The organism is Shewanella sp. HL-SH5 (genome assembly GCF_051163755.1).
In the GTDB taxonomy this organism is placed as follows: domain Bacteria; phylum Pseudomonadota; class Gammaproteobacteria; order Enterobacterales; family Shewanellaceae; genus Shewanella; species Shewanella glacialimarina.
In genome coordinates, this window is the sequence record NZ_CP195038.1 from 2643632 (window position 1) to 2669837 (window position 26206).

General features: G+C 42.0%; 21 protein-coding genes and 1 pseudogene. 14 read left to right on the forward strand and 8 right to left on the reverse strand.

The window, feature by feature from the left end; genetic code table 11:
* The first annotated feature begins 1 nt into the window (after position 1).
* Positions 2–1378, forward strand: coding sequence for a sigma-54-dependent transcriptional regulator (locus ACRWQM_RS11555; RefSeq protein WP_226410369.1), 1377 nt, complete (start codon positions 2–4; stop codon positions 1376–1378).
* 25 nt (positions 1379–1403) lie between these two features.
* Here the strand turns inward: ACRWQM_RS11555 and ACRWQM_RS11560 are convergent.
* The 3 genes and pseudogenes from ACRWQM_RS11560 to tesB form a co-directional block, all read right to left on the reverse strand.
* Positions 1404–2638 (reverse strand): annotated as a pseudogene (locus ACRWQM_RS11560) (MFS transporter).
* Positions 2639–2779: 141 nt separating this feature from the next.
* Complete coding sequence (locus ACRWQM_RS11565) at positions 2780–3175, reverse strand: YbaY family lipoprotein (RefSeq protein ID WP_434930080.1); 396 nt, start codon at positions 3173–3175, stop codon at positions 2780–2782.
* A 52-nt stretch (positions 3176–3227) separates the two neighbouring features.
* Entirely contained in the window at positions 3228–4091 is an 864-nt protein-coding gene (gene tesB / locus ACRWQM_RS11570) for an acyl-CoA thioesterase II (RefSeq protein ID WP_434928805.1), read from the reverse strand.
* A 207-nt stretch (positions 4092–4298) separates the two neighbouring features.
* Here tesB and ACRWQM_RS11575 point away from each other — a divergent pair, with 207 nt between their 5' ends.
* Complete coding sequence (locus tag ACRWQM_RS11575) at positions 4299–5183, forward strand: 1,4-dihydroxy-2-naphthoate polyprenyltransferase (protein ID WP_434930082.1); 885 nt, start codon at positions 4299–4301, stop codon at positions 5181–5183.
* Positions 5184–5298: 115 nt separating this feature from the next.
* On the opposite strand, the gene gndA is transcribed toward ACRWQM_RS11575, so the two are convergent.
* Together gndA and ACRWQM_RS11585 are read right to left on the reverse strand one after the other, a co-directional pair.
* On the reverse strand, positions 5299–6828 hold the full coding sequence (gene gndA, locus ACRWQM_RS11580) for an NADP-dependent phosphogluconate dehydrogenase (RefSeq protein WP_434930083.1): 1530 nt from the start codon (positions 6826–6828) through the stop codon (positions 5299–5301).
* A gap of 250 nt (positions 6829–7078) precedes the next feature.
* A complete protein-coding gene (locus ACRWQM_RS11585; RefSeq protein ID WP_434928802.1) occupies positions 7079–8998 on the reverse strand; it encodes a propionyl-CoA synthetase in 1920 nt (639 codons plus the stop codon).
* Between the two features lie 273 nt (positions 8999–9271).
* Here ACRWQM_RS11585 and ACRWQM_RS11590 point away from each other — a divergent pair, with 273 nt between their 5' ends.
* The 9 genes from ACRWQM_RS11590 to ACRWQM_RS11630 all read left to right on the forward strand — a co-directional run bounded on the left by ACRWQM_RS11590 (position 9272) and on the right by ACRWQM_RS11630 (position 18645).
* Positions 9272–9679: a MerR family transcriptional regulator gene (locus ACRWQM_RS11590; RefSeq protein WP_434928801.1), complete on the forward strand. Its 408-nt coding sequence runs from the start codon at positions 9272–9274 to the stop codon at positions 9677–9679.
* A 211-nt stretch (positions 9680–9890) separates the two neighbouring features.
* Complete coding sequence (locus ACRWQM_RS11595; RefSeq protein ID WP_434928800.1) at positions 9891–11060, forward strand: isovaleryl-CoA dehydrogenase; 1170 nt, start codon at positions 9891–9893, stop codon at positions 11058–11060.
* 138 nt (positions 11061–11198) lie between these two features.
* Positions 11199–12806, forward strand: a complete 1608-nt coding sequence (locus tag ACRWQM_RS11600) for a carboxyl transferase domain-containing protein (protein WP_434928799.1) — start codon at positions 11199–11201, stop codon at positions 12804–12806.
* A gap of 29 nt (positions 12807–12835) precedes the next feature.
* Positions 12836–13648, forward strand: a complete 813-nt coding sequence (locus ACRWQM_RS11605; protein WP_434930084.1) for an enoyl-CoA hydratase-related protein — start codon at positions 12836–12838, stop codon at positions 13646–13648.
* Complete coding sequence (locus ACRWQM_RS11610; RefSeq protein ID WP_434928797.1) at positions 13648–15684, forward strand: acetyl/propionyl/methylcrotonyl-CoA carboxylase subunit alpha; 2037 nt, start codon at positions 13648–13650, stop codon at positions 15682–15684. The genes ACRWQM_RS11605 and ACRWQM_RS11610 overlap by 1 nt, the downstream gene beginning before the upstream one ends.
* A complete protein-coding gene (locus ACRWQM_RS11615) occupies positions 15681–16568 on the forward strand; it encodes a hydroxymethylglutaryl-CoA lyase (protein WP_434930085.1) in 888 nt (295 codons plus the stop codon). Before ACRWQM_RS11610 ends, ACRWQM_RS11615 begins: the two co-directional genes overlap by 4 nt.
* 88 nt (positions 16569–16656) lie before the next feature.
* A complete protein-coding gene (locus ACRWQM_RS11620) occupies positions 16657–17367 on the forward strand; it encodes a CoA transferase subunit A (RefSeq protein WP_434930086.1) in 711 nt (236 codons plus the stop codon).
* A gap of 14 nt (positions 17368–17381) precedes the next feature.
* The gene (locus tag ACRWQM_RS11625; protein WP_434930087.1) at positions 17382–18038 is read left to right on the forward strand and encodes a 3-oxoacid CoA-transferase subunit B; all 657 of its coding nucleotides are present in this window, start codon (positions 17382–17384) and stop codon (positions 18036–18038) included.
* A gap of 103 nt (positions 18039–18141) precedes the next feature.
* On the forward strand, positions 18142–18645 hold the full coding sequence (locus tag ACRWQM_RS11630) for a GNAT family N-acetyltransferase (protein ID WP_434930088.1): 504 nt from the start codon (positions 18142–18144) through the stop codon (positions 18643–18645).
* A gap of 122 nt (positions 18646–18767) precedes the next feature.
* On the opposite strand, the gene ACRWQM_RS11635 is transcribed toward ACRWQM_RS11630, so the two are convergent.
* Positions 18768–19400 (reverse strand): GGDEF domain-containing protein, encoded by a 633-nt coding sequence (locus ACRWQM_RS11635; protein ID WP_434930089.1) that lies wholly within the window; start codon positions 19398–19400, stop codon positions 18768–18770.
* 712 nt (positions 19401–20112) lie between these two features.
* The gene (locus ACRWQM_RS11640; protein ID WP_434930090.1) at positions 20113–20622 is read right to left on the reverse strand and encodes a DUF1097 domain-containing protein; all 510 of its coding nucleotides are present in this window, start codon (positions 20620–20622) and stop codon (positions 20113–20115) included.
* A 439-nt stretch (positions 20623–21061) separates the two neighbouring features.
* On the opposite strand from ACRWQM_RS11640, the gene ACRWQM_RS11645 reads away from it, so the two are divergent.
* The gene (locus tag ACRWQM_RS11645; protein WP_434930091.1) at positions 21062–22369 is read left to right on the forward strand and encodes a coproporphyrinogen III oxidase family protein; all 1308 of its coding nucleotides are present in this window, start codon (positions 21062–21064) and stop codon (positions 22367–22369) included.
* 72 nt (positions 22370–22441) lie between these two features.
* Here ACRWQM_RS11645 and ACRWQM_RS11650 read toward each other — a convergent pair whose 3' ends face one another.
* Positions 22442–22987, reverse strand: a complete 546-nt coding sequence (locus ACRWQM_RS11650; RefSeq protein WP_434930092.1) for a TlpA family protein disulfide reductase — start codon at positions 22985–22987, stop codon at positions 22442–22444.
* A gap of 217 nt (positions 22988–23204) precedes the next feature.
* On the opposite strand from ACRWQM_RS11650, the gene ACRWQM_RS11655 reads away from it, so the two are divergent.
* Together ACRWQM_RS11655 and ACRWQM_RS11660 are read left to right on the forward strand one after the other, a co-directional pair.
* Positions 23205–24158 (forward strand): alpha/beta fold hydrolase, encoded by a 954-nt coding sequence (locus tag ACRWQM_RS11655; protein WP_434930093.1) that lies wholly within the window; start codon positions 23205–23207, stop codon positions 24156–24158.
* Positions 24159–24367: 209 nt separating this feature from the next.
* Positions 24368–26158, forward strand: a complete 1791-nt coding sequence (locus ACRWQM_RS11660) for an acyl-CoA dehydrogenase C-terminal domain-containing protein (RefSeq protein WP_434930095.1) — start codon at positions 24368–24370, stop codon at positions 26156–26158.
* Positions 26159–26206 lie beyond the last annotated feature (48 nt).

Here is a 26206-nt window from a genome sequence, read left to right on the forward strand (position 1 = left end):
CTTGAGCTCACTAGGTGATATAAACCAACTACAAGTCATTATTGTTGATGATGAGCCTCACATTGGCAGCGTGCTGAGTCAATTATTCAAATTAGAGGGTATCAGTGCCGCATCAACAACGCAGCCAACACAGGTCGCTGAACTCATTCATAATGATTGGCCTGGTGTGGTGTTTTCTGACGTTAATATGCCGCAACTGAACGGATTAAGCCTATTACAGCAATTAATCCACAAAGACCCAGACCTCCCCGTGATACTCATTACAGGTTTCGGCGATATTGCCATGGCAGTTGATGCGGTAAAAAAAGGCGCCTATGACTTTCTTGAAAAACCTTTTAATAATGAACATGTGGTTGATGTTGCCAAGCGCGCGTTAGAAAAACGCCAATTAACCCTTGAAAACCGCAAACTTAAACAAGAGTTAGAGTCACACATAGCGCCTGGGCCGCGGATTTTAGGCCACAGCCCTGGCATTATAAAAATGCGCAACATACTCAACCAAGTGATAAATGTACCTGCTGACATCATGATTGAAGGTGAAACCGGCGCAGGAAAAGAGCTAGTAGCACGTTATCTTCACGACCATAGTCTGCGTAGTAAACACAACTTTGTGGCTATTAACTGTGGTGCAATTCCGGAAAGTCTTATTGAAAGTGAGTTATTTGGCGCTCAAGCAGGTGCTTATACGGGTAACGATAAAACCCGTATTGGCAAATTTGAATATGCTAATGGTGGTACATTATTTTTAGATGAAATAGAAAGCACCCCGCTCAGTTTACAAGTCAAATTACTCAGAGTGCTTGAAGATCGTAAGGTTGAACGTTTAGGCTCTAACCAGTCAATTGAACTGGATATTAGAGTCATTGCCGCCACAAAAGTAAACTTGCAGCAATTATGTGAAACCGGTGAGTTCCGTCAAGACTTACTTTATCGTTTAAACTTAGTCACAGTGCCCATTCCAGCCTTAAGAGAGCGCAGAGAAGATATCCCTATTCTGTTCCTACATTTTGCTAGAATCGCTTCTACTCGCTACCACAAAGCGCTTATTGCATTGAATCCTGAGCAGCAAGCAATGCTAACCTCGCATGATTGGCCAGGTAACGTGCGAGAGTTACGTAATTTAGCCGAGCGCTACGTGTTATTAGGCGCAGAAGCCGCTTTTGCCGCAGGTAATATAGACAATCACCCCACTATGCATTCGAATATGTCTTTGCAACAGCGAGTCGACTTTTTTGAACGTTTATTAATAGAAGAATCTTTGAGTTATAACAAAGGCAGTATTAAGCTAACAATGGAGCAACTCGAGCTCCCCCGAAAAACGCTTTACGATAAAATGAAAAAATTTGAAATAGACCGTAAGCAATTCACCGATCACTAATAATCTAAACTCTCTGACCTGATAGTCAATTATCTAAGGCCGGCTTATCGAGCGGCCCTCTACTCAGGAATAATATGGCCAGCGCCAACATAGCTAATAAGGTTAACGAACCTACCACAACCCCTGGCCATTCAGAATGCTGCCAAAATACCATCAAATAAGGCCCACCTAGTGCTGCACCTAAGTAATAGCAGCATAAATACAAAGAAGTCGCTTTTGCCCTGTGATTGGTAGCTCGGATAGCCACAAACGAATTACAACAACTGTGAGTTAAAAAGAATCCGCTCGCGGTAATTAAAAAACCCATAACAATCGCCCATAGGGTATCGACTAAGGTTAATAGGGTGCCTAGTACCATGAGTAAAAAGGCAGCTTTAAATAGTATGATCGACCCAAAGCGGACAATCCACTTAGCCGATAAATATGATGCAAAGGTGCCACTGAGATAACATAAAAAGATTAACGTAGCATTGAAGCGACTCAGCTCATAAGGTAACGCCATTAAATGCAACTGAATAAAACTAAATTGATTAACCATCATCATAAAAGCAAGACCACCGATGATGAATACCAAACTCATTTTACGGTCGGTGATGTGCCCCCAAAAACCTTGTAAATCATGGTGCAACTTTGCCAGTTTCGCTTGCTTGGCCGATAAATGAGTTACCTGTGGTTTAATTTCACGCCGGGGCAATAGAAAAGTGACTATTGCCACACCAATTAAGGTCACAACAAACACCAACCCCATAGATTGCTGCCAAGATAAATGTTGTGACATTAAGCCACCAAATAAGCGGCCAAAGATCCCCCCAAACTGTTAGCAGTAATATAGATTGCCGCTGCTTTTAACATAAATTCAGCTGCGAGTTGCTCTTTAAAATACGCCATCGCAATCGCGGGCACGGCTGCCAGTAGTCCTCCCTGCAATAGCCTTATCCAAACCAAGGAGTCAAAGTCTGTTGCAAAAATGAGTAATAAATTTGAGCAGGCTAATAACCATAAACTGATCACAATCGGCTTTAACCGCCCGACGCGATCTGAAATCATCGCATAAAACAATAATGAAAAAGCCAGGGTGAAACTGGTCACAGATAGCACTAATGTAGAATGCGCACCGGTGACATTAAAGTGTTCAGCAATTAGCGGCAGCATGCCCTGAACAGTATAAAGATTGATATAAATCACCACAGACGCAAGGCAAAGAGCCCAGATTAAACGACTTTGTTTGCTTTGCTCATGTGCTGATGAGTGAATTGACATACTGGGAGATACTGATTGGTGAGTCACACAGGCCACGGATTAATGACAACGGAATAACATTATCGTTCGCCACTATGATTAATCAATGGCGAACACGGTAAAATGTGAACTTGATGGCTTTAAAAGGTCAGTTGTCGCCCTTTACTTAACTTGTCTCATCAACACTTCTGTGGTGAATTTATCATTATTAATTACTTTAAATTTCTCATAGGTTTGAAAAATCACTTTACCCTGATAAGTGATCATCGCTACCACGCCATAATCAATATTCTTATCTATTGTTTCGACAGGAAAAATAAATTTAAACGGTACTGGCGCCCGTGCTATATCAAAGGTTTTTTGCGAAATAATCGAGCCTGGTGTATTAAAATCAATCACCGCGATATTAATTTTACAGCCTTGAGGTAATTTTATTTTCTCTAGATAACCGGCATAGCCATTCACCACAACTGGCTCTTCAGGGGCAACAGTCACACAGCCGGTCAACATCAATAATACGCCAACAAGACCCGCTAAAACATATTTACACTTACTCATACTACTCAACCTATTCATCTATTATTGTTGACATTAATACACTAAACACCCATTAGGACTTAGTCATTCTCAACAAACCTTCCTGGGTTGCCGAAGCCACTAGGCGACCTTGCTGATCAAAAAACTGCCCTTTTACAAAGCCACGACCGCCACCAGCATTAGGACTTTCAATACTGTATAAAATCCATTCACCCATATTAAATGGACGATGGAACCACATAGAATGATCAATCGTTGCCATTCGAATACCAGGGGTTAAAAATGACACGCCATGGGGCTGGGCTGCTGTCACTAGAAAGTTAAAGTCAGAAGCGTAAGCAAGTAGGTATTCTTGAATACTATGATCATTAGGGATAATGCCGTTGGCTCTAAGCCACACATAGCGCACTGGCTCACTGGTTGAAGGTGCGAGTGGATTACCGGGATTCACTAAACGCATTTCAATAGGTGAATCGGCCATAAATTTTTCAAGCATCTTTGCTGGCACTTTATCGCGCATCGTCATTGCAAGTTCTTGCTGATTCATCAATCCTTCTGGTCCCGGTACATCAGGCATAGTCGCTTGATGTTCATATCCTTGCTCGACAGTTTGGAATGAACAGGTCATATAAAAAATCGGACGGCCTTTTTGAATCGCTTTCACCCTACGGGCACTAAAGCTACCGCCATCACGCATGATTTCAACATCATAGACAATCGGTTGTTTTTCATCACCTGCGCGTAAAAAATAAGAATGCAAAGAATGCGCATATCGATCTGCACTCACGGTCTGTTTTGCTGCACTCAATGCTTGCCCCATCACCTGACCGCCAAAGACATGGCCAAAACCTAAATCCTGACTTTGACCACGAAATAATCCCAGCTCAATTTGTTCAAGGGACAATAATGATAATAAATCGTTTAAAACCTGACTCATTTAACTCTCTCACAAACCACATAATTATAGATAAGCCTACCTTAAACTCTTCAGTAAGAGCTAGTGACTTTTGATTACCATTTTAAATCAGCACTACTTTATATATTCAAATTCGAAATTAGTGATTTGTCGCAAACAATATCAACAGCAGTCGTTAACAAAATTTGTTAAGCTATTAGGCATTACTAATCTAGTTATTTGATGTTTATGCAACCTTGGATTTTGGCTATTCGCCCAAGAACATTGCCAGCGGCAATCGGCCCCTTACTTATCGGTAATATGTTAGCGCTTCAGCTAGCACAATTTAGTTGGCTCATTGCCTCTATTTCAATGTTATGTGCCGTGTTACTGCAAATATCAGTCAATTTAGCTAATGACTATTTTGACTTTAAAAATGGTATAGATACAGCAGAAAGACTTGGGCCAGTGCGTGTGACTCAAAGCGGCATGATCGCCCCAGATACGGTACGTAACGCAATGATATTGTGTTTATTGGCAGCCTTATTAGTGGGCTCCTACCTTATTTGGCACGGTGGCTGGCCAATAGCCATATTGGCGGCGGCATCTATTTTAGCGGCACTTTGCTACAGTGGCGGCCCTTACCCTCTGGCTTCCCATGGATTAGGTGAAGTTGCAGCATTTATCTTTTTTGGCTTAGTTGCTGTTGTCGGTAGCTACTACCTGCAAGCTGGCGAGACCACATTAACGGCTTGGCTATTAGGCTGTGCAATCGGATTTTTTAACGCCGCCATAATGTTAGTCAATAATACCCGTGATATCACAACCGATACCAAAGCGGGCAAAAACACCCTTGCGGTTCGTATTGGTGAAGCGCAAGCAAGAGTCTTATACCAAAGCTTGTTATATTTGCCTTTTGGAATAATCATTGCCGGATTTTTATTGGGTGCACTTGAGGGCTGGCCGGTATTATTAGCAGGCGTATCATTAGTCTTAGCCAGAAACTTAAGTAAAGATTTTAGAGATAACTCAGGAGAAGCGTTAAATCCTATTCTGGGTAAAACAGCTAAACTGACGATGATTTTCAGCGCACTTTTTAGCGCAGGCTTAGTTATCAATTTCAGCCAAATCTAAGCACTTAAGTTAAGCATAGGTATTTAACTTTCAGCTCCTAAATCTAAAAGCTCAGTGTAAAAATAAAAAAGGCTTCATTAAGAAGCCTTTTTTATTGGATAACACAAACTAAACTTTACACTTTAGTTAAAGTGCGCTCTTTTGCGCTCCAGTCTAAATGGTATTTTTCGCCAGCCGGTTTATCTGTACGTTCAAAAGTATGGGCGCCAAAAAAGTCGCGTTGACCTTGCAATAAGTTAGCAGGCAATGTTTCGCAGCGATAACTATCATAATATGCCACAGCGGAACTAATACACGGTGCAGGAATACCTTGCATCACTGATGCCGCGACTGTTTTGCGCCAGTTTAATTGCTTGGTTGCTAAAGTGCTGCTAAAGCTTTCGGCCATTAACAGATTTGGCAACGCAGGATCTTGCTCATAAGCTTGAGTAATGGACTGTAAAAAAGTCGCTCTAATGATACAACCAGCACGCCAGATTTTGGCTATTTCAGCAAAGTTAAGTGGCCAATTTTGCTCTTTAGCTTCCATCGCCATTAGCTGAAAACCTTGCGCATAACAGCATACTTTGGCGCAATATAACGCATCTTCTAATGCATCGATAAAGGCTGTTTTCTCAACATCTGACAAGGTTGTTTTTGCTGGACCAATTAGAGTTTTGCTTAACGACACTCGTAATGTTTTTTGAGTACTTACCGCACGAGCATACACAGCTTCAGCGATTGTTGGCGCTGGACAGCCAATTTGCAAACTACTTACAGCAGTCCACAAACCCGTGCCTTTTTGGCCGGCTTTATCCAAAATCATCTCAACCAGCGGTTTACCCGTTAGCGGATCATCTTGTTGCAATACTTCTGCACTGATTTCCATTAAATAGCTATTTAAACTACCTTGGTTCCAACGCTTGAAAATATCACCAATCTCGTGGGTTGATAAATCTAAACCATCGTGAAGCAATTGATAGGCTTCGCAAATTAACTGCATATCAGCATATTCAATACCATTGTGTACCATTTTAACGTAATGGCCTGAACCTGCAGGGCCAATATAAGTGGTACAAGGTTCGCCTTCAGTAACCGGGTTGCCGGGCTCAAAACGCTCAATAGGCAAACCGGTTTTACTGTCAACTTTAGCCGCTATTGCATTCCAAATTGGCGCAACATATTGCCATGCTGATTCATCACCACTGGGCATTAATGACGGGCCAAAACGTGCGCCCACTTCACCACCAGAAACCGCTGAACTAAAGAATTTAAACTTACCTTTATAATGCGCTTCGCGCTCAACCGTATCAGTCCACAGACTGTTACCGGTATCAATGACAATATCATCACTGGAAATGCCACTTTCAATCAAAGTATTACAAATACCATCAACAATTTTGCCCGCAGGTACGGATAAAACAATTACTTTAGGGGAAATTAATTTTTCGAGCATTTCTGAAAGATTCTTACAAGCTTGCATTCGAGGTGCTAAGCCTTCTTTCCGCTCTTGGTGTTCTTGTTCAAGCGCGCCATTAATTTTGGCCTCATCTAGATCAAAAACAGTCACGTGGTAGCCATTATCAGCTATATTTAACGCAAGATTTTTGCCCATAACACCAAGGCCGATTACGCCGATGTTTGACAATTGAGTGTGGTGAGTCATTAGATTTATATTCCACAAGGTCACAGAGATTTATCGCGATTCGCGAACCCATATGGACAAATATTATAGCGATTTTTGTAACTAAATTACCAGTTAAAACCTAGATTCTATGGGTTACAGTAATCGAAATGTGTTTTTCAATATTTTCGTAAAGCAGCCTTTTTAAGGTTTATTTAATAAAAACGTCAATATTATCAAGTATAAAAATCATTATCTTAGCAAACATTGACGTCTGTATTCATTAAAAAATTTACTTACCTAAGGCTTTAGTTAGTGCATTAGCATAGCCCATTCGCGTTAACGTATTGCGAACAATGTCTAAAGTTTGTGGATCTTCTATGGTAGCGGGCACAGTATATTCTTGGTTATCGGCAATTTTACGCATAGTGGCGCGTAAAATTTTGCCTGACCGAGTCTTAGGCAATTTAGGCACTGCGCTGACTAATCTAAACGATGCCACCGGGCCTATTTCTTGCCTTACTAAGGCTAATAGTTGGCGATGAAGTTCATCATCGGTTAGGTTGACGCCATTTTTAAGCACCACCATACCCAGTGGCACCTGGCCCTTTAATTTATCTTGTACACCAATAACCGCCGCTTCTGCCACCGCAGGATGTTGACACAAAACTTCTTCAAAGCGCCCTGTCGATAAACGATGACCGGCCACATTAATAATGTCGTCGATGCGGCTCATAATATACAGATAACCATCTTCATCAATGTAACCAGCATCACCGGTTAAATAGTATCCGGGATACATAGATAAATAACTGTCCACATAGCGATCATCATTTTGCCATAAGGTAGTTAATGTCCCTGGCGGTAACGGTTGCTTAATGACCACGTTACCACTTTCATTGGCGGGCACTTGCTCACCCATAGCGTCAAGCACTTCCACTTGATAACCCGGTACCGGTCTTGCGGGAGATCCGGGTTTAATCGCTATAGGCTCTATTCCCATTAAGTTTGACGCTACTGGCCAACCCGTTTCAGTTTGCCACCAATGATCAATCACAGGTTTACCCAGCATGGCTTGGCTCCAGTTTAACGTTTCTGGATCACAACGCTCGCCCGCTAAAAACATTTGTTTTAAACAACTCAGATCAAATGGCTTAATGAGCTCACCTTCGGGATCTTCGCGTTTAATGGCTCGAATAGCCGTTGGGGCGGTAAAAAAACTTTTGACGTTATTGGCGGCAATAATTCGCCAGAATGCCGCGGCATCCGGTGTACCAATGGGTTTTCCTTCATACATAATTGTGGTTGCACCGACTAATAACGGCCCATAAACAATATATGAATGACCAACCACCCAGCCCACATCAGATGCAGCCCAAAACACCTCATCTTGCTCAATATCGTAGATATTCTTCATCGACCAACATAAAGCCACCGCATGACCACCATTATCACGTACAACACCTTTAGGTTTGCCGGTTGTGCCTGAGGTATAAAGCACATATAAAGGATCGGTGGCATTGAGGGATACACAATCTGCATTTGAGGCATTTTGCAGTGCGTACTGCCAATCAGCATCTCTTGGCTCGGTTAACTCTGCTTGATATTGATGTCTGGCTAAAATAAGGCAATGGTCAACTTTATGACTGGCTTGGTTAAGTGCATCGTCTAATAATGGCTTATAAGGTACAACGCCTGAGGGCTCTATGCCGCAAGATGCAGACAGCACTAACTTAGGTTTGGCATCATTAATACGAGTCGCCAACTCATTGGCGGCAAAACCACCAAACACCACTGAATGAATTGCACCTATACGGGCACACGCTAACATCGCAAAAGCGGTTTCGGGCACCATGGGCATATAAATCACCACTCTATCGCCCTTTTCAATACCGATAGACTGCATGTAACCCGCTAAACGACTTACTTGTGCTAATAATTCGTTGTAGGTGATAGTGTATTGATTTTGTGTGACCGGACTTATGTAGTTAATTGCCACATTGTTACCCAGTCCATTAGCCACATGACGGTCAACAGCGTTATAGCAAGTATTCATCTTGCCATCGGCAAACCATTGATAAAAAGGTTTATTTGAATCGTCTAAAATGCTCTTAGGCTCTTTGTCCCAAGTAATCATCTTCGCAGCTTCAGCCCAAAAGGTCGTTGGGTCTTCAATTGATTGTGTATGTAATGACTTCCCTACATCAGTCATGTTAGTTCTCCGTTAGCTCTCCCAAGGTTGATTATGAGCAGAATTAAGCCAATATCCCTATTAGACCAAGGGATTAGTATCGATATTTATGAGCGCTGCGACAATTACATCAACAGGATACAGAAACATAAATAAGAATTAATAGCTTAAATAAAAAATCCAATCGAAATGGCAAGATGAATTAACAGTTGTAAAATAGATTTTTTACCGCAAACTTTACCTTTACGTAAACTTCATATATCGTGCATCAAAAGAAACCTATTTGGTGAGATGATGAACGCTACAGTCAGCACCCAATCTACATACTCTATCAGTGATTTATCAAAAGAATTTGATATCACCACCCGCAGCATTCGTTTTTACGAAGACCAAGGCTTAATCAAGCCCAAGCGTCGTGGCCAAACACGCATATACACCCTAAAAGATCGCGTCAGACTGAAACTGATTTTACGCGGTAAACGTTTAGGCTTTTCATTGGCTGAAACCCGCCGCCTATTCGAACTTTACGATGCAGATAAATCAAGCACATCACAGCTCAATACCATGCTGGACTTAGTCAATGATAAAAAGGCAGCACTTCAGCAGCAAATGGATGACATTAAAGTGGTGCTGATGGAACTCAATTCTGCCGAGCAGCAATGTAAATCAGCCTTAGAAATCAATAAGGCATCAAAAACATAAAGCGATTTATTTGACTATTATTACAAATATTGTCATTAAAAAATCGAGTGGAATTTTAGTAAAAGTGCCAGTAAAAATAGAACCGAATAATCGGTCATTAGCATCATCAATACCATTTAGCTGTTTAACACAGCCTTTAAAAGACAAGCAAATGACGCCAAAACGCAACATAGCGTGGCGTCTCAAATAATAATTCAACAGGACATAAGCCATGAGCGATTTATACAGCAGCCTTAATTTCGGTTTGGGCGAAGATATTGATATGTTGCGCGACGCAGTTCGCAGTTTTGCCAGCAACGAAATTGCCCCCATTGCCGCACAAGTAGACCATGACAATGAGTTCCCTAATCACATGTGGACTCAGCTGGGTGATATGGGCTTGCTCGGCGTCACTGTGCCAGAGGAGTTTGGTGGTGCAAACATGGGTTACTTAGCCCATGTTGTCGCAATGGAAGAAGTTTCCCGCGCATCAGCCTCTATTGGTTTAAGCTATGGCGCGCATTCAAACCTGTGTGTAAATCAAATCAACCGTAATGGTAATGCGGCTCAACGCGCTAAATACCTGCCAAAACTCGTTAGCGGCGAACACATAGGTGCGCTAGCAATGAGTGAGCCTAATGCCGGTTCTGACGTAGTGTCAATGAAGCTCAGTGCCCGTAAAGAAGGCGACCGTTATATTCTTAATGGCAATAAAATGTGGATCACCAACGGTCCAGATGCACACACTTATGTGATTTATGCCAAAACTGATTTAGAAAAAGGCGCCCATGGTATCACCGCCTTTATCGTAGAACGTGGCTCTAAAGGTTTCAGTCAAGCGCAAAAACTGGATAAATTAGGCATGCGTGGCTCAAACACCTGTGAATTAGTGTTTGAAGACTGTGAAGTGCCTGAAGAAAATATTTTAGGCGGACTGAACAATGGCGTAAAAGTACTCATGAGCGGCCTGGATTATGAACGCGTTGTACTGTCCGGCGGCCCACTTGGCATTATGGCAGCGTGTATGGACATCGTGGTGCCTTATATTCACGAGCGCGTCCAGTTTGGTCAATCTATCGGTGAATTCCAGCTTGTGCAGGGCAAAATTGCTGACATGTACACGGGGATGAACGCTGCAAGATCCTATGTTTATAACGTTGCTAAGTCTTGCGACCGTGGCGAAACTACTCGTAAAGATGCTGCTGGCGCGATTCTGTACAGTGCCGAATTAGCCACTAAAATGGCATTAGATGCCATTCAACTGCTTGGTGGCAATGGCTATGTTAACGAATATGCCACAGGCCGTTTATTACGTGATGCCAAACTATATGAAATAGGCGCCGGTACCTCAGAAATTCGCCGTATGCTTATCGGCCGTGAACTGTTTAACGAATCTAAATAATGGTCAATGCGTTAGCCTTATCAACACTTGTTCAAAGTGAATAGGTATGGCTAACACTTTTCCACTTGAGGGGTAAGTTAATCGGCGTAAACGCCCTCCCCCTCAATACCCTATTTGTGCTCAATAAAGGATATTGACATGACGCACCTGAGCAGCAAGATAAATCCTCGTAGTGATGAATTTAAAGCTAAATATGATGATATGGCTTTGTTAGTCGAAGATCTGCAGCAAAAACTGGCAAAAATTGAACAAGGTGGTGGCCCTGTGGCGTGTGAACGCCATCTGTCACGTGGAAAATTATTACCCCGTCACCGAGTTGAAAAACTGCTCGATCCTGGTTCTCCTTTTCTAGAAATCGCCCAATTTGCTGCTTATGAAGTCTATGATGAAGATGTCCCAGCCGCAGGTGTTATTGCCGGTATAGGCCGTGTAAGCGGCGTTGAGTGTATGATCATTGCTAACGACGCCACAGTAAAAGGCGGCACTTACTACCCTATTACAGTGAAAAAGCATTTACGCGCACAGGACATCGCCAAACGCTGTCATTTACCGTGTATTTATCTGGTTGATTCAGGCGGCGCAAACTTGCCACGCCAGGACGAAGTATTTCCAGACCGCGATCATTTCGGGCGTATTTTTTACAATCAAGCACAAATGTCGGCCCTTGGCATTCCGCAAATTGCCGTGGTAATGGGTTTATGTACCGCAGGTGGTGCTTATGTACCTGCAATGGCAGATGAATCGATTATTGTTAAAGATCAAGGCACCATCTTTTTAGCCGGGCCTCCTCTAGTTAAAGCAGCAACTGGCGAAGAAGTATCAGCGGAAGAATTAGGTGGCGCAGAAGTGCATACCAAAATATCCGGTGTTGCCGATCATTTAGCTCAAAACGATGATCATGCATTAGAGCTTGCACGTCGGGCAGTACTGCGCCTAAATCATCAAAAAACGATTTCCAGCATGCTTAGCCCAGTAAAACCGCCTAAGTATGATATTCATGAACTTTACGGCATTGTCGGAACCGATCTTAAAAAGCCATTTGATGTTAAAGAAGTCATTGGTCGTATCGTCGATGATTCAGACTTTGACGAGTTTAAGGCCAATTACGGTGCAACATTGGTCTGTGGCTTTGCCCGCATTCATGGTTACCCTGTTGGTATTGTTGCCAACAATGGCATTTTGTTCTCCGAGTCGGCTCAAAAAGGCGCTCACTTTATTGAGCTATGTTGCCAACGTAAAATTCCATTACTGTTCTTACAGAACATTACCGGGTTTATGGTCGGTAAGAAGTACGAACATGAAGGCATTGCCAAACACGGTGCCAAAATGGTTACCGCTGTATCTTGTGCCAACGTGCCTAAATTTACCGTGATTATTGGCGGCAGTTATGGCGCAGGTAACTATGGCATGTGTGGCCGAGCATTTGAACCCACTATGATGTGGATGTGGCCAAACGCGCGCATTTCAGTCATGGGCGGTGAACAAGCAGCAGGCGTTCTTGCTACAGTTCGTCGTGATGGTTTAGCCCGTAAAGGGGTTGAATGGACCAGCGAAGAAGAACAAGCATTCAGAAAGCCTATTGTTGAGCAATATGACAAAGAAGGTCATCCATACCATGCCAGCGCCCGCCTGTGGGACGATGGTATTATCGACCCAGCGCAAACCCGTGATGTGGTAGGTTTAGCGTTATCAGCGGCATTAAATGCGCCTATTGAAGACACCAAGTTTGGTGTGTTCCGCATGTAATTGCGTTCAATCAATAGGAGCATTAAAAAATGATTAAAAATGATTTTCAACACATCCAATGTCATCTTAACCAAGGCGTGGGTGAGTTAATATTAAATCGCGCAGAAAAGCATAATGCGTTTGATGAAGTGATGATTAATGAAATGATTATCGCCATCGAACAGTTTGCCGATTCATCTGAATGCCAAATTTTGGTACTGCGTGCCAATGGAAAAAACTTCAGTGCTGGGGCGGATCTTAATTGGATGCGCAAGCAAGCCAAAATGGATTTTGAGCAAAATCTCACTGATGCCCATGAACTTGCCAAACTTATGCATGTGTTGGATAAATTTCCTAAACCGAGTATCGCACTGGTTAATGGCGCAGCCTTTGGTGGCGCATTAGGATTAATTTGTTGCTGCGATATCGCTATTGCCAATCAAGGTGCCAGCTTTTGTTTAAGCGAAGTAAAACTAGGCTTAATTCCTGCGGTTATTAGTCCTTATGTTGTGCGCGCTATGGGTATTCGCCAAGCCAGACGCTATATGTTAACTGCAGAGCGTTTTAGTGCCGACGAAGCCCTTAAACAACAGGTTATTCACGTCATTGATGATGATTTAGATATAGCGGCAGCGCCTTTTATTACCGCCTTTAAAGCGAACAGTCCACAAGGTATGGCATGGGTTAAAACCTTAGTGTCTCGATTAGAAGACGGCGTAATTAATGATGCAACACTGAGCTACACCAGTGAACAGATTGCCCGCATTCGAGTCTCTGATGAAGGCCAAGAAGGCCTAAATGCCTTTTTCGAAAAACGCTCTCCGGCTTGGCAACATGCCGCCGTCCCTCAAGGAGCCAAATAATGATTACTAAATTACTGATTGCCAACCGTGGTGAAATTGCTTGCCGTATTATTAAAACGGCTAAGGCCATGGGTGTACGTACCATAGCCTTATATTCTGATGCCGATAAAGATGCCCTTCATGTCGCTATGGCGGATGAGTCTTATCATTTGGGTGGCAGTGCCCCTGCGGATTCATACTTAAAAGCCGATTTGATTATTGATATTGCCAAACGTTCTGGTGCAGAGGCCATTCACCCAGGTTATGGCTTTTTGTCTGAAAATGCTGAGTTTGCCCGTAAGTGCGAGCAGAACGGTATTGCTTTTGTCGGCCCAGGCAGTGATGCCATTGATGCCATGGGCAGTAAAAGTGCGGCAAAACAGATTATGGGTAAGGCGAATGTGCCATTAGTGCCAGGTTACCATGGTGACGACCAAACCGATGAAAATTTGGTTTATCAAGCCAAACAAGTCGGTTTTCCGTTACTGATAAAAGCGGCATATGGCGGCGGTGGTAAAGGCATGCGCATCGTTGAAAATGACGGTGAGACCTTGGAAGCTATTCGCTCTGCTCGTCGTGAAGCCACCTCATCATTTGGTAATGATAAATTATTAATGGAGCGTTACTTACGTCAGCCACGCCATGTAGAAGTTCAAGTTTTTGCCGACAGTAAAGGCAACGCAATCTATCTATCAGATCGTGATTGCTCTATTCAACGTCGTCACCAAAAAGTAGTTGAAGAAGCGCCAGCGCCAGGTTTGTCAGACGAGCTACGCATTCAAATGGGTGAAGCCGCGGTTGCCGCTGCCAAAGCCATTGATTATGTTGGCGCAGGTACGGTTGAGTTTCTACTTGATACCGACAACAGCTTCTACTTCATGGAAATGAATACTCGTCTGCAAGTAGAACATCCAGTGACTGAAATGGTTACCGGCCAGGACTTAGTTAAATGGCAGCTTTTAGTCGCCAGTGGTGGAGAGCTACCATTAAAACAAGATGAAGTGCGCATTCATGGTCACTCATTTGAAGTGCGTATTTACGCTGAAGATCCACAAAATGAATTTTTGCCTGCTAGCGGTAAACTAAACTTTTTACGTGAACCAGAGCAAAATCGCCATGTGCGTATTGACTCGGGCATACGTGAAAACGATGTGATCAGTAACTTTTATGATCCAATGATCGCTAAATTGATTGTCTGGGACGAAACTCGTCCACGTGCCTTACATCGCTTAGTCAATGCTCTAGAGTCTTATCAAATCAGTGGGTTAAAACATAATATTGAGTTTTTAGCCAATATAGCTGAACACCCTGCGTTTGCCAAAGCTGATTTTTGCACTGACTTTATCGAACGCTATGGCAATACTTTAATTGGCGATGCGAGCAGTGAATCTGATACTGCGATTGCACTCGCCGGTTTATATCAAGTGTTGTTACGCCAGCAACAAGCAAAAGTGAATGCCGTTAATAGCAACGACCCCTATTCACCCTGGGGGCAAGTAAGCGGCTTTAGATTAAACAGTGCTAGCATTCATCATGTTGCCCTACTTGATGAAAAACATGAACTGCAAAACTTACTGATGACAGACTTAGGCTGCGCATTGCACTTAGGCCTAAATGGCCAGGCGCTAAAACTAGCCGGTCAAATTAAAGATGATGTGTTGTTTGCCGAAATTAATGGTCATAAAAGTAAAGTGCCTGTCAGTTGTGATGGCGACAACTTTACCTTATTCCTCCCTAGCGGCAGTTACCACTTTACCGCAGTGCTTGCACAAGTTGCCGATGAAACCATTAACAGCGCAGATAAGTTAAAAGCGCCAATGAACGGCACAGTGGTGACTCATCTTGTTGAAGTGGGTGCAACAGTTAAAGCGGGACAAGGCTTATTAGTGATGGAAGCCATGAAAATGGAGTACACCATAGAAGCCCCATTTGATGGCGTAGTCACCGAGTTTTACTTCCAAAGCGGTGAGCTAGTAAGCGATGGCGTACAGCTGTTACATGTCGAAGAATCTGTCAAACAAGCGACTACGGAAACCGAAAAGGAAGCTAAAACATGATGCCATCTAAAGTGAGCATTTTTGAAGTTGGCGCCCGTGACGGTTTACAAAATGAAGTACCCGTGCCCACTACCGCTAAACTGCAACTTATTGCTGACTTAGCCGCAGCGGGCCTAACTCGCATTGAAGCGGGCAGCTTTGTGTCACCTAAATGGGTACCACAAATGGCTGACTCTGGTGACATACTTAGCCAAATGCCAAGGGTAAAAGGTGTCACTTATAGCGCCTTAACCCCAAATCTGAAAGGTTTTGAGCTAGCGTTAGCCTCTGGCGTCGATGAGGTGGCAATATTTGGCGCCGCTTCAGAGAGCTTCAGCCAGAAAAATATTAACTGCTCAATTGATGAGTCAATTGAGCGCTTTATGCCATTGATGCAACAAGCAAAACAGCACAATATTGCTGTGCGTGGTTATGTCTCTTGCGTACTTGGTTGCCCCTATGAAGGTCACATCGATGTCAATGAAGTTGCCCGCGTGTCTGAAATTCTTTACAAAATGGGCTGTTACGAGATTTCACTGGGTGACACCATAGGTATTGGCACACCATCAAATGCCCGTAAAATGTTAGCAGCAGTGGCAAGTGTGGTGCCGGTCAATAAGCTTGCACTCCACTTTCACGACACCTACGGACAAGCACTCGCCAATATTTTAGCCTGCTTAGATATGGGTGTAACCAGCTTTGACGCATCTGTCGCGGGATTGGGCGGGTGTCCTTATGCTAAAGGCGCCTCAGGAAACTTAGCGACTGAAGACTTAGTTTACATGCTACACGGCATGGGAATTGAGACAGGTATCGACCTAAACAAGCTTGTTATAGCGGGTAATAATATTAGCCAAGTTATCGGCCGAAAAAGTGCCTCAAAAGTCGCTAATGCATTAGCCTAATGTAGATGGGCTACAACCTTATTTTAAGCTGCTGACTCAAATAATAATCAGCATCTATCAAACATAATAACGAGAAAAGGACAGCACAATGGCAGGTTTCAATAAAGTCGTTCACAGCTATGACGAAGCGCTAGCTGGACTGACAGATAATATGACCTTGATGGTCGGTGGGTTTGGTTTATGTGGTATTCCTGAAGGCTTAATTAACCATATGGTTAAGTTAGGCGTAACCGGTTTAACAGCAATTTCAAACAATGCTGGGGTAGATGATTTCGGTTTAGGTTTGTTACTCAAACAACGCCAAATTGCCACCATGATCGCCTCTTACGTTGGCGAAAATGCTACCTTTGAACAGCAAATGCTGTCGGGTGAATTGAACGTTATTTTAACCCCTCAAGGTACTTTGGCTGAAAAAATTCGCGCCGGTGGCGCTGGTATACCAGCATTTTTCACTGCGACAGGTTACGGCACCCCCATTGCTGACGGTAAAGAAACCCGCGAAATAAAAGGCCGACATTATGTTTTAGAAGAATCACTTACCGCAGACTTTGCGTTAGTACGTGCCTGGAAAGCTGACACCATGGGTAATTTAGTATTCCGTAAAACCGCAGCTAACTTTAACCCTATGATGGCCACCGCAGGTAAAATTACCGTAGTAGAGGCCGAAGAAATTGTTCAGCCAGGCGAGCTTGACCCTAACCATATTCATACCCCAGGAATTTATGTGGATCGCGTGATCAAAGCCAGCTTTGAAAAACGCATTGAGCAACGTACCGTCACACTAGCAACGGCTAAATAAAGGAGAGCAAGCACATGGCTTTAACCAGAGAACAACTTGCTCAACGTGTAGCAAAAGAAATGCAAGACGGCTTTTACGTCAACCTAGGTATTGGTATTCCTACCCTAGTGGCTAACTATATTCCACAGGGTATGCAGGTAATGCTGCAATCTGAAAATGGTTTATTAGGCATGGGACCATTTCCAACCGAAGACGCTATCGACGCTGATTTAATCAACGCCGGTAAACAAACAGTAACCGCTGTTGATGGTGCATCATTTTTCTCATCAGCAGAGAGCTTTGCCATGATCCGCGGCGGGCATGTCGATTTAACGGTACTGGGTGCATTTGAAGTTGATGTTAATGGCTCCATCGCCTCTTGGATGATCCCTGGCAAGTTAATTAAAGGCATGGGCGGTGCAATGGATTTAGTGGCTGGTGCAGATAACATTATCGTCACCATGATGCATGCCGACAAACACGGTAACTCTAAGTTACTGCCGTTATGTGAACTACCGTTAACGGGCTATGGTTGCATTAAACGTGTAATGACCGACCTGGCCTTTATCGAAATCAAAGATGGGGCATTCCACTTACTTGAGCGTGCTCCAGGTGTGTCGGTAGAAGAAATTATCGCTAAAACGGCTGGTAAATTAGTTGTGCCTGAACATGTGCCAGAAATGGTGTTTTAGTCTGTAAGATAAAAATGCAACACACTTAAAAGCGCACTTGCAGAGAAGTGCGCTTTTTTATTAGCAACAGTAATGAAATCAATTTTTAGAGCATCAGATCAATATGGATTTAGTTTTACCAAGCCTCGAATATCAACAAAGTTATCATAGTTATATCAAAGAATTAGGTAATGAAGAGCGCTATCCTTTCATTTTAGATTTTGATTATCAGGATTTCACCGCCTATTTGACTAAAATCAAACATTTCTCAGAAGGCATAAACCTGCCCTGCGGCTATGTTGCTAGTAGTACATTCTGGCTAATTCATCACAATGAAATAGTGGGCGTGACTAATTTGCGTCATCACCTAAACCCTCAAATTAAGCATTGTGGTGGCCATATTGGTTTAAGTATTCGGCCATCTAAAAGAGGCGCAGGTTTAGGTATTCTGTTAATGAAACTCTCTATTGAGAAGCTCCATTCAATGGGTAACAGTGAACTACACATTCATTGTTATGAATCCAATTTAGCCTCCGAACGGGCAATTATCTGCAATGGTGGGGTTTTCGACTCTGCTATAAAAAGTGATTCACACATAGTTAAAAGATATATTATTAACCTTGCTTAAAGTCAGAACAATATAAGCCCCCTACTTTGACGAGCTTAATTTAATACCATTACATAAGCCTATCAGCAGTATTATAGAATGGTTTTAATGGCTTACAAACCGGCTACAATGGCTGTTCTCCTCTATTTATCCAGTCGCGACACAACTCGATTTCGTCCTGATTTTTTAGCAGCATAAAGTGCAATATCACTTTGCTTTAACCATTCCTCTAACGAATCATTAATACGTAATTCAGCCACCCCTATACTGCAGGACACATTCACAGGTACGCCGTCAAAGTCGGTTTGGTAAACCGCTTGCTTTAGCCTTTGAGCCATCTCCAATGCTTTTTGCAAATCACAATGCTCATATTGAACTAAAAACTCTTCTCCACCAAAACGAAACAGCTTAGCCTCGGCGGGAAGCAAATGCTTTATCACCTCACTGAACTGCGTCAGTAGCTTATCGCCCACTAAATGGCCGTAGGTGTCATTAACCGTTTTAAAATGATCGATATCGATTAATAACAGACTAGTATCCGTTCCTGTATGCTTAAACGATTCAATACTGCTACTTAAACTGGTAGCTAAATTTTTTCGATTTAATGCGCCAGTTAACTCGTCTGTCGTAGCCAAATAGATAAGCGCAGCCTTTTGTTTTGCAATGATATAAGCAAATATCGCCGCAAAAATAATACAATCGAAGATTGCCACCCCAAAACGCCATACAAGGGAGTAAGTTTCAATATTAAGCGCGGCGATCAAACAGGTTAACACGTAAAAACTACTGATGAAGGATGCGTTTTTAAAATTAAAGATAAAGAAAAAAATAAAGATTGTTGGAAAAACATAGATTAACGATTTATAACCTAAAGAATAACAAGATATCGCAATCGTAATACACACTAATATTAAGGTAATTTGTTTGTGTAATATAGTCCCACGATGCTTGATCTCAAGCACCAACGAAATCGATATCGGTATAAAGGCTAACGAAAAAAGGGTAAATAAAAACAAATCATCATGGGTCAAACGATACAAAGCGTAGATAAAAAATGTGAACAAAGCGGCCAGATGAAAGGCTATTGAAGCGTTCCTTGGTAACCTTTTCGAATCCTGAAGTGCAGTCATATACTTCATAAAGCATCCTTTATAATTTTTATTGGAGGATTTATGCAACGCAATCTAGAGAACGCTAAAGTAACTAGTGTACAAAGCGAATTAATTTTTAGAGTATAGACTAAAATACTTGCTTCACGGCAACCGAAAAGCAACCATAGAAAATCAACAGAGCATACAAATATCAGAGTAAAAAATTAGAAGTGGTTTTGAATTCGGTAATCTGTAGCAGTAATTGGAATTACACTAAATCGATTTTTAAGGTAAGTTGTAATGGTCAAGTAATCTAAATTGAAAATATGATTGCTATCACAAGGGTAAATGCAGCCAACATTTCCTATTTTGACTGCATTTATTGTATGAACCATGACTACAGCTCTTTTGCTGTATTATCGCTAACACTGGTCACCTGTGGCGTTATACTTTGTCTATTTTGTGTAAAGGTAATTAACCGCTCCGTCAGCAAGCTCATGCTATATCCCAGTACAGCACCAATAACTAATGGGGGCACTATTGCAGCGATATCAGCGTTCATCGCAAAAGTAATACAGCACCCAATAAATGCACCGGGGATGAAGGCAAGACGTTTATGACTGGCTTGTAAACACATCAGGCTGGTGACAATTCCCGTTAGTGCGTAACTGATAATGGGTGAGCCAAAAGAAGTGCTGCCGACGATAATCAGCCACCCCCAGAAAACACCTGACAAGTTAGTACTCATTGCCATTAACATGCCTTTAAAGCCGCTTTCAGTTTGAGCAAAGAAGGTGCTGCAACCTAAAAAACCAATCCAAGTCACTAGCTGGAATACATCTGCAACTCCTGCCCATAAAGCGGCTAATAAGCCCGCAGAAAGTGCAATTTGCCAACGATACTGCATAGTTCACTCCAACTAAATTGTTTTAATAACAGAAATAACTATTCCTAAAAATACCATAATAACAATCGATTTCAATATTTAATTGTGATGTGAAAAAGAAGATACAAAATCTATGAACAACATCAAATATATCGCTTATTTGTGAACATAAAATCCCTTATGACAGGCAACCTCTAAATTTTCTAGTAAGAATTAAGTGACCAAAGATTATCGCCAAAATAAATTTACTAAAAAAACTATTCAAGCAAGGGTTGTAATACGTGATGTACCTCAAGGTTTACCGATAAAAAAGCTTAATCAATAAATGCAGCTCTTTTCATGCGTGGGGCGACAGTTTCTCTTTATCAGTTAATTTAATCTAACGGTATAAACAGGGTTGATTGTTTTCAAGAATGGGGATTAGCACTATTTTATTACATTTAAAGATTAAGGGCTCACCATGAAAAATTCTTTCTCATCCTTAAGATTGAATCTAGCAACAACCAGCCTTGATTGGGTTATGGAACACACGATAAAGTATTCATTAAGTCTTAAAAATGCTGTCACTCTTGATGAGTTACAGCCACATAATGTGCCTCAATCCCCAATTGAAACCCTGTACATCCATATTCCTTTTTGCCATACCCTTTGTCGTTTTTGTTCGTTCCATAAAGTCAAATTTAACGAACATATTGCCAGGGAGTATTTTCAAGCCCTAAGGCAAGAAATACGTGCAGTACTCGCCCAAGGTTATCGTTTTAACCGGGTTTATATTGGCGGTGGCACGACAACTATTTTAGAAGATGAACTGATTAACACTATCGAGATGATAAAATCATTAACCTCGGTACGTGAAGTATCGTGTGAGAGCGACCCAATCTATTTTAAAGAGGGCAATCCACACCTATTAAAAGGGCTAGTCGACCGTATGTCTATTGGCATACAAAGCTTTGATGATAAGATTTTAAAAGCCAGCGGACGATTTGAAAAATTTGGCAGTGGTTTGCAGCAAGCTGAGTATGTTAGCCGAGCCATTGAGATTATTCCAACGGTTAATGTAGACATGATGTATGGCTTTAACATACAAACACCTGAAACCATTGCCAACGATTTAGCGCAAACCATTCGCTTACGTCCAGATCAAATTACCACTTATCCACTAACAATCGGTATTGGTAAAAATAGTAAAAAGGCGGCTTGCCTAGCGGGTCAAGCCAAGGAATTATGGCCACAGTTTTTAGCTGTCAAAAAAGCAATGTCTGAGCACTATGTTATGGAGTTTCCTTGGACTTTTAGTCGTAACTTTGGTGAACCGGTAGAAAATAAATATGTATTAGATGGTGAGGACTGTTTTGGCGTAGGTTCGGGGGCCTTTGGTCGTTTTGGTGAACAGTTTCGTATTTCAAGCTTTGATATTCCCGATTATATCAATCGTATCAATGCGGGTCATACTGGCACTTGCTATACCAAACCATTAGAGAAAAAAGCACTGTTACAACATCATTTAATGATGATGATGGGACATGGCGTGTTAGATGATAAGCTATTACAACAACATACTGGCTATAGTTTATGGCAAGCTTTCCCTGTAGAAATGACTTACCTGCTATCTGCCGGTGCGCTTATTAAACAAGGAGACCAATATCATACAAACACACAGGGCCAATTTATTGCTTTGAAAATGTTCTCAGGGTTTTTAGCTGGGATGGATTATCTGCGCGAACAAGCAAGAGAATTACCCTTATCAATGCAGAATTCACCAAGCTAATATCGCGACTAGTTATAATCAGTTATGCCATGAGGTGTCGAATTATAAATGGCATTTGCATCTGCCTTAGCATTATTGTGAGTCCTCAACCTCCAATAAATACCCAAGGGCTTTTGATAACTGTGGCGAATCAGGATCGGATATCCGGGTAGTCCAGACCACATCGCCGTTTCTATCGATAAATATTGTTGTCGGAGTACCCGTAACGCCGTATTGTTTTGCTACCGCATCACCCTGAATAAGTGTCGTCATACCTATGCCACGGTCAGTTAACGACTGCGCAGGTGTTGCCCCTTCATCCTCATTAAAGCTTATCGCCATCATAACCAAATCAGTCTGTTTATTTTCCAGCCTTAAGCGCTCAAGACCTGGTTGTAACTTTTTACAATAGGGACACCAAGTCGCCCAAAAGTGCAGCACTATAGGTTTTCCTTTATGCTCGCTTAAATTAAACAGCTGCCCTTTAGCATCTTGTAAGCTGAAATCACTGGCAGGGACAGCTCCAGCACTTGCAAGGGTCGACATCAATATCAGCGGTAACAAAATGAGTAATTTACCGCGCGTTAACCAATGCGAAATCGCATAAAATGACGAAAACGATGTTACAAATTTATCCATGGTAATGACCTTTTTAAAAAATTGATTTATACAACATATGGCAAGATTCAAATACTAGACCGACAATATGACGTTTTGTATTCAATTAATATTAGTCAGTAAAGAATTTAACAGGGTTTACCACTATAGTAGTTTAGATTAACTTGTGTTCTATGTTAGATGAACGCGGGTACTTTTTGCCTTATGTGATCAATACCTACCAGCAATAAAGGAAGTCATGCCTAATAACAACATAAACGGATCAAACACTCATAATCAGTGGCCTACAAAATGGCATCAAACAGGTTTTTTCTATCCATTTATCGATGAAAAAGGCATTCAGCGACAGATATATATCAACCAGGCTAAAAGTGATAAACCTTGTTTATTATTGATCCATGGGTTTCCGACTAGTAGTTACGACTGGCATCAGCTTTGGTTTCACCTAAGTAAACATTTTAATCTGCTCACGTTAGACTTATTAGGTTATGGTTTATCAGATAAACCCTGTGATATTAATTACTCTTTTGCTTTGCAAGCAGACATTATTGAAGCTGTATTGGCGCATCTTGGTATTCAACATTTTCACATTATTGCCCATGATTACGGCGACACTGTAGCGCAAGAGTTATTAGCCCGTCATGGTGAAGCCTGCGTTGATAGCGGTTTCACCATCGACAGTACAATATTGTTAAATGGAGGATTATTTCCTGAAACAACTCAACCCATCTTAATCCAACGTTTACTTTTGAGTCCATTAGGGTTTGTTATCGCTAAGATGTTTTCATTTAAAAAATTTAAGCAAAATTTTGATTTCATTTGTTACCAACCGCTAGCCGTTGCAGAACTGGCGATACATTGGCAGTTAATAACACAAAACCAGGGGATTAAAGTGATCCATAAGATTATTCAATATATTCGCGAACGCAAACTACACCGAGAGCGCTGGGTGGGTGCATTGCAGCAATATAAAATGCCGCTGCGGTTTATCAATGGGATCTGTGACCCTGTGTCTGGCCAAGATACCCTTATTCGTTTTGAACAGCTTATTGAACAAGCTGACACAGTTGCTTTAGTGGAAACAGGTCATTACCCTCAACTAGAAAAACCAAAAGCCGTTTTGCAGCACTGTATTAGTTTTTGGCTACAGCATAAAATTATTAGTGAAAACAATGACAAGCTTGTTACTTAACAGCTGTTCCCAAAGCATTAAACTAAGTTTAAGTTGTGATAGTTTGTTACAAATTATACTGTCAAATACTTACTGAGTTTTTACTCAAATTGGGTTAATGTAGAAAAGATAACCATAATAAATCACTTAGCATTAGCGACTGATGCTGTATTGTTGAAATACGCCAAGCACTAATTAAGTAATAATAAGCACTGACAAGGAACGACCTCATGCCAATTTATCAAGCCCCTATTCGTGACTACCAATTCATTCTTTCTGAGTTACTGAATATTTATCAATATCAAGAATTAGCCGGATTTGACCAGGTCGATCCGGAACTAGTAGATGCCATTTTACAAGGCGTAGCTGATTTCACCACCGATATTATGCTCCCCTTAAATGCGGTAGGTGATCATCAAGGTTGTAAATTAGTTGACGGCAAGGTCATTACCCCTGATGGCTTTAAAGATGCTTATAAGCAGTATGTTGAAAATGGCTGGGCAACATTAACCTGTGACCCCGAATATGGCGGACAAGGCTTACCTGAAGTGGTCGGCACATTTGCTACCGAAATGAAAACCGCTACCAATATGGCATTTGCTATGTATCCAGGCCTCACCCATGGCGCCTATTCAGCAATTCATGTGCATGGTAGTGATGCATTAAAACAAAAATATTTAGCTAAGCTAGTCAGTGGTGAATGGACAGGTACCATGAACCTGACTGAATCCCATGCGGGTACCGATTTAGCCCTATTACGCACAAAAGCCAAGCCTTTAGGCGACGATACATTTGCCATTAGCGGTGAAAAAATCTTTATTTCATCTGGCGATCATGATCTAGCTGAAAACATCATCCACCTTGTATTAGCGCGATTACCTGATGCCCCTGAGGGTGTAAAAGGTATTTCACTTTTTGCAGTGCCTAAATTTTTAGTCAATGCTGATGGTAGCCTAGGCGCAGCGAATACGCTGGCGGCAACGGGTCTTGAGCATAAAATGGGGATTCACGGCAATTCAACTTGCGTGATGCTTTTTGACAACGCAGTAGGTGAGCTTGTGGGCGCTGCTCATCAAGGTTTACGTGCGATGTTCACCATGATGAACCAGGCTCGTTTAGGTGTCGGAATTCAAGGTTTAGGTGTATCAGATATCGCCTATCAAAATGCGTTAGTTTACGCTAAAGATCGTATTCAAGGCCGTGCACTTAGTGGCGTGAAAGAGGCCGATAAAGCTGCAGATTCAATTTTGGTACACGGTGATGTTCGCCGTATGCTGCTGTCGCAAAAATCATTTAATGAAGGAACCCGTGCATTAATGGGTCAACAAGCTTTGTGGCTAGATCAGGCAGAGCGCGAATCAGACCCAGTTAAAGCGAAGCAGGCTTCAGCATTAGCCGCCTTATTTACCCCTATTGTGAAAGGTTTTGTCACTGACCAAGGTTTTAAAGCCTGTGTTGATGCACAGCAAGTCTATGGTGGACATGGTTATATTAACGAATGGGGCATGGAGCAATTTGTTCGAGACATTCGTATTGCGATGATTTATGAAGGAACCAATGGTGTGCAAGCACTGGATTTAGTTGGCCGTAAATTGTTAGCAGATAAAGGCGCAACCTTAAATCTATGGTCTGATATGGTTAAGCTGTTTATTGGTCAGCATAATGGCAACGAACAAATGAAACCTTTTATTGCCGGTCTAATGGATGCCGCAGGTGATCTTGAGCGTGCAACGGGCTACATTGCTAAAAGTGCGGCAACTAACCCAGATCTTATTGGTGCGGCCTCTATGGCATACATGCAATTATTTGGTATTAGCGCTCTAGCTTGGATGTGGGCTCGAATAGCCGCAACCTCTTTAGCCGCATTAGACAAAGGAACAGATGAGGCTAGTTTTTATCACGCTAAGCTTAAAACCGGTGCATTCTATATGGGGTATTGGGTAAGCCAAACCCGCAGTCTACGTAAGCAGATTGAAGCTAGCAGTCAACAAATTGTCGATTTTAATGATGCCGATTTTTAATTTATAATTGCCTGATAAAAATCACTTAATATAAATTTTTAGAGACTA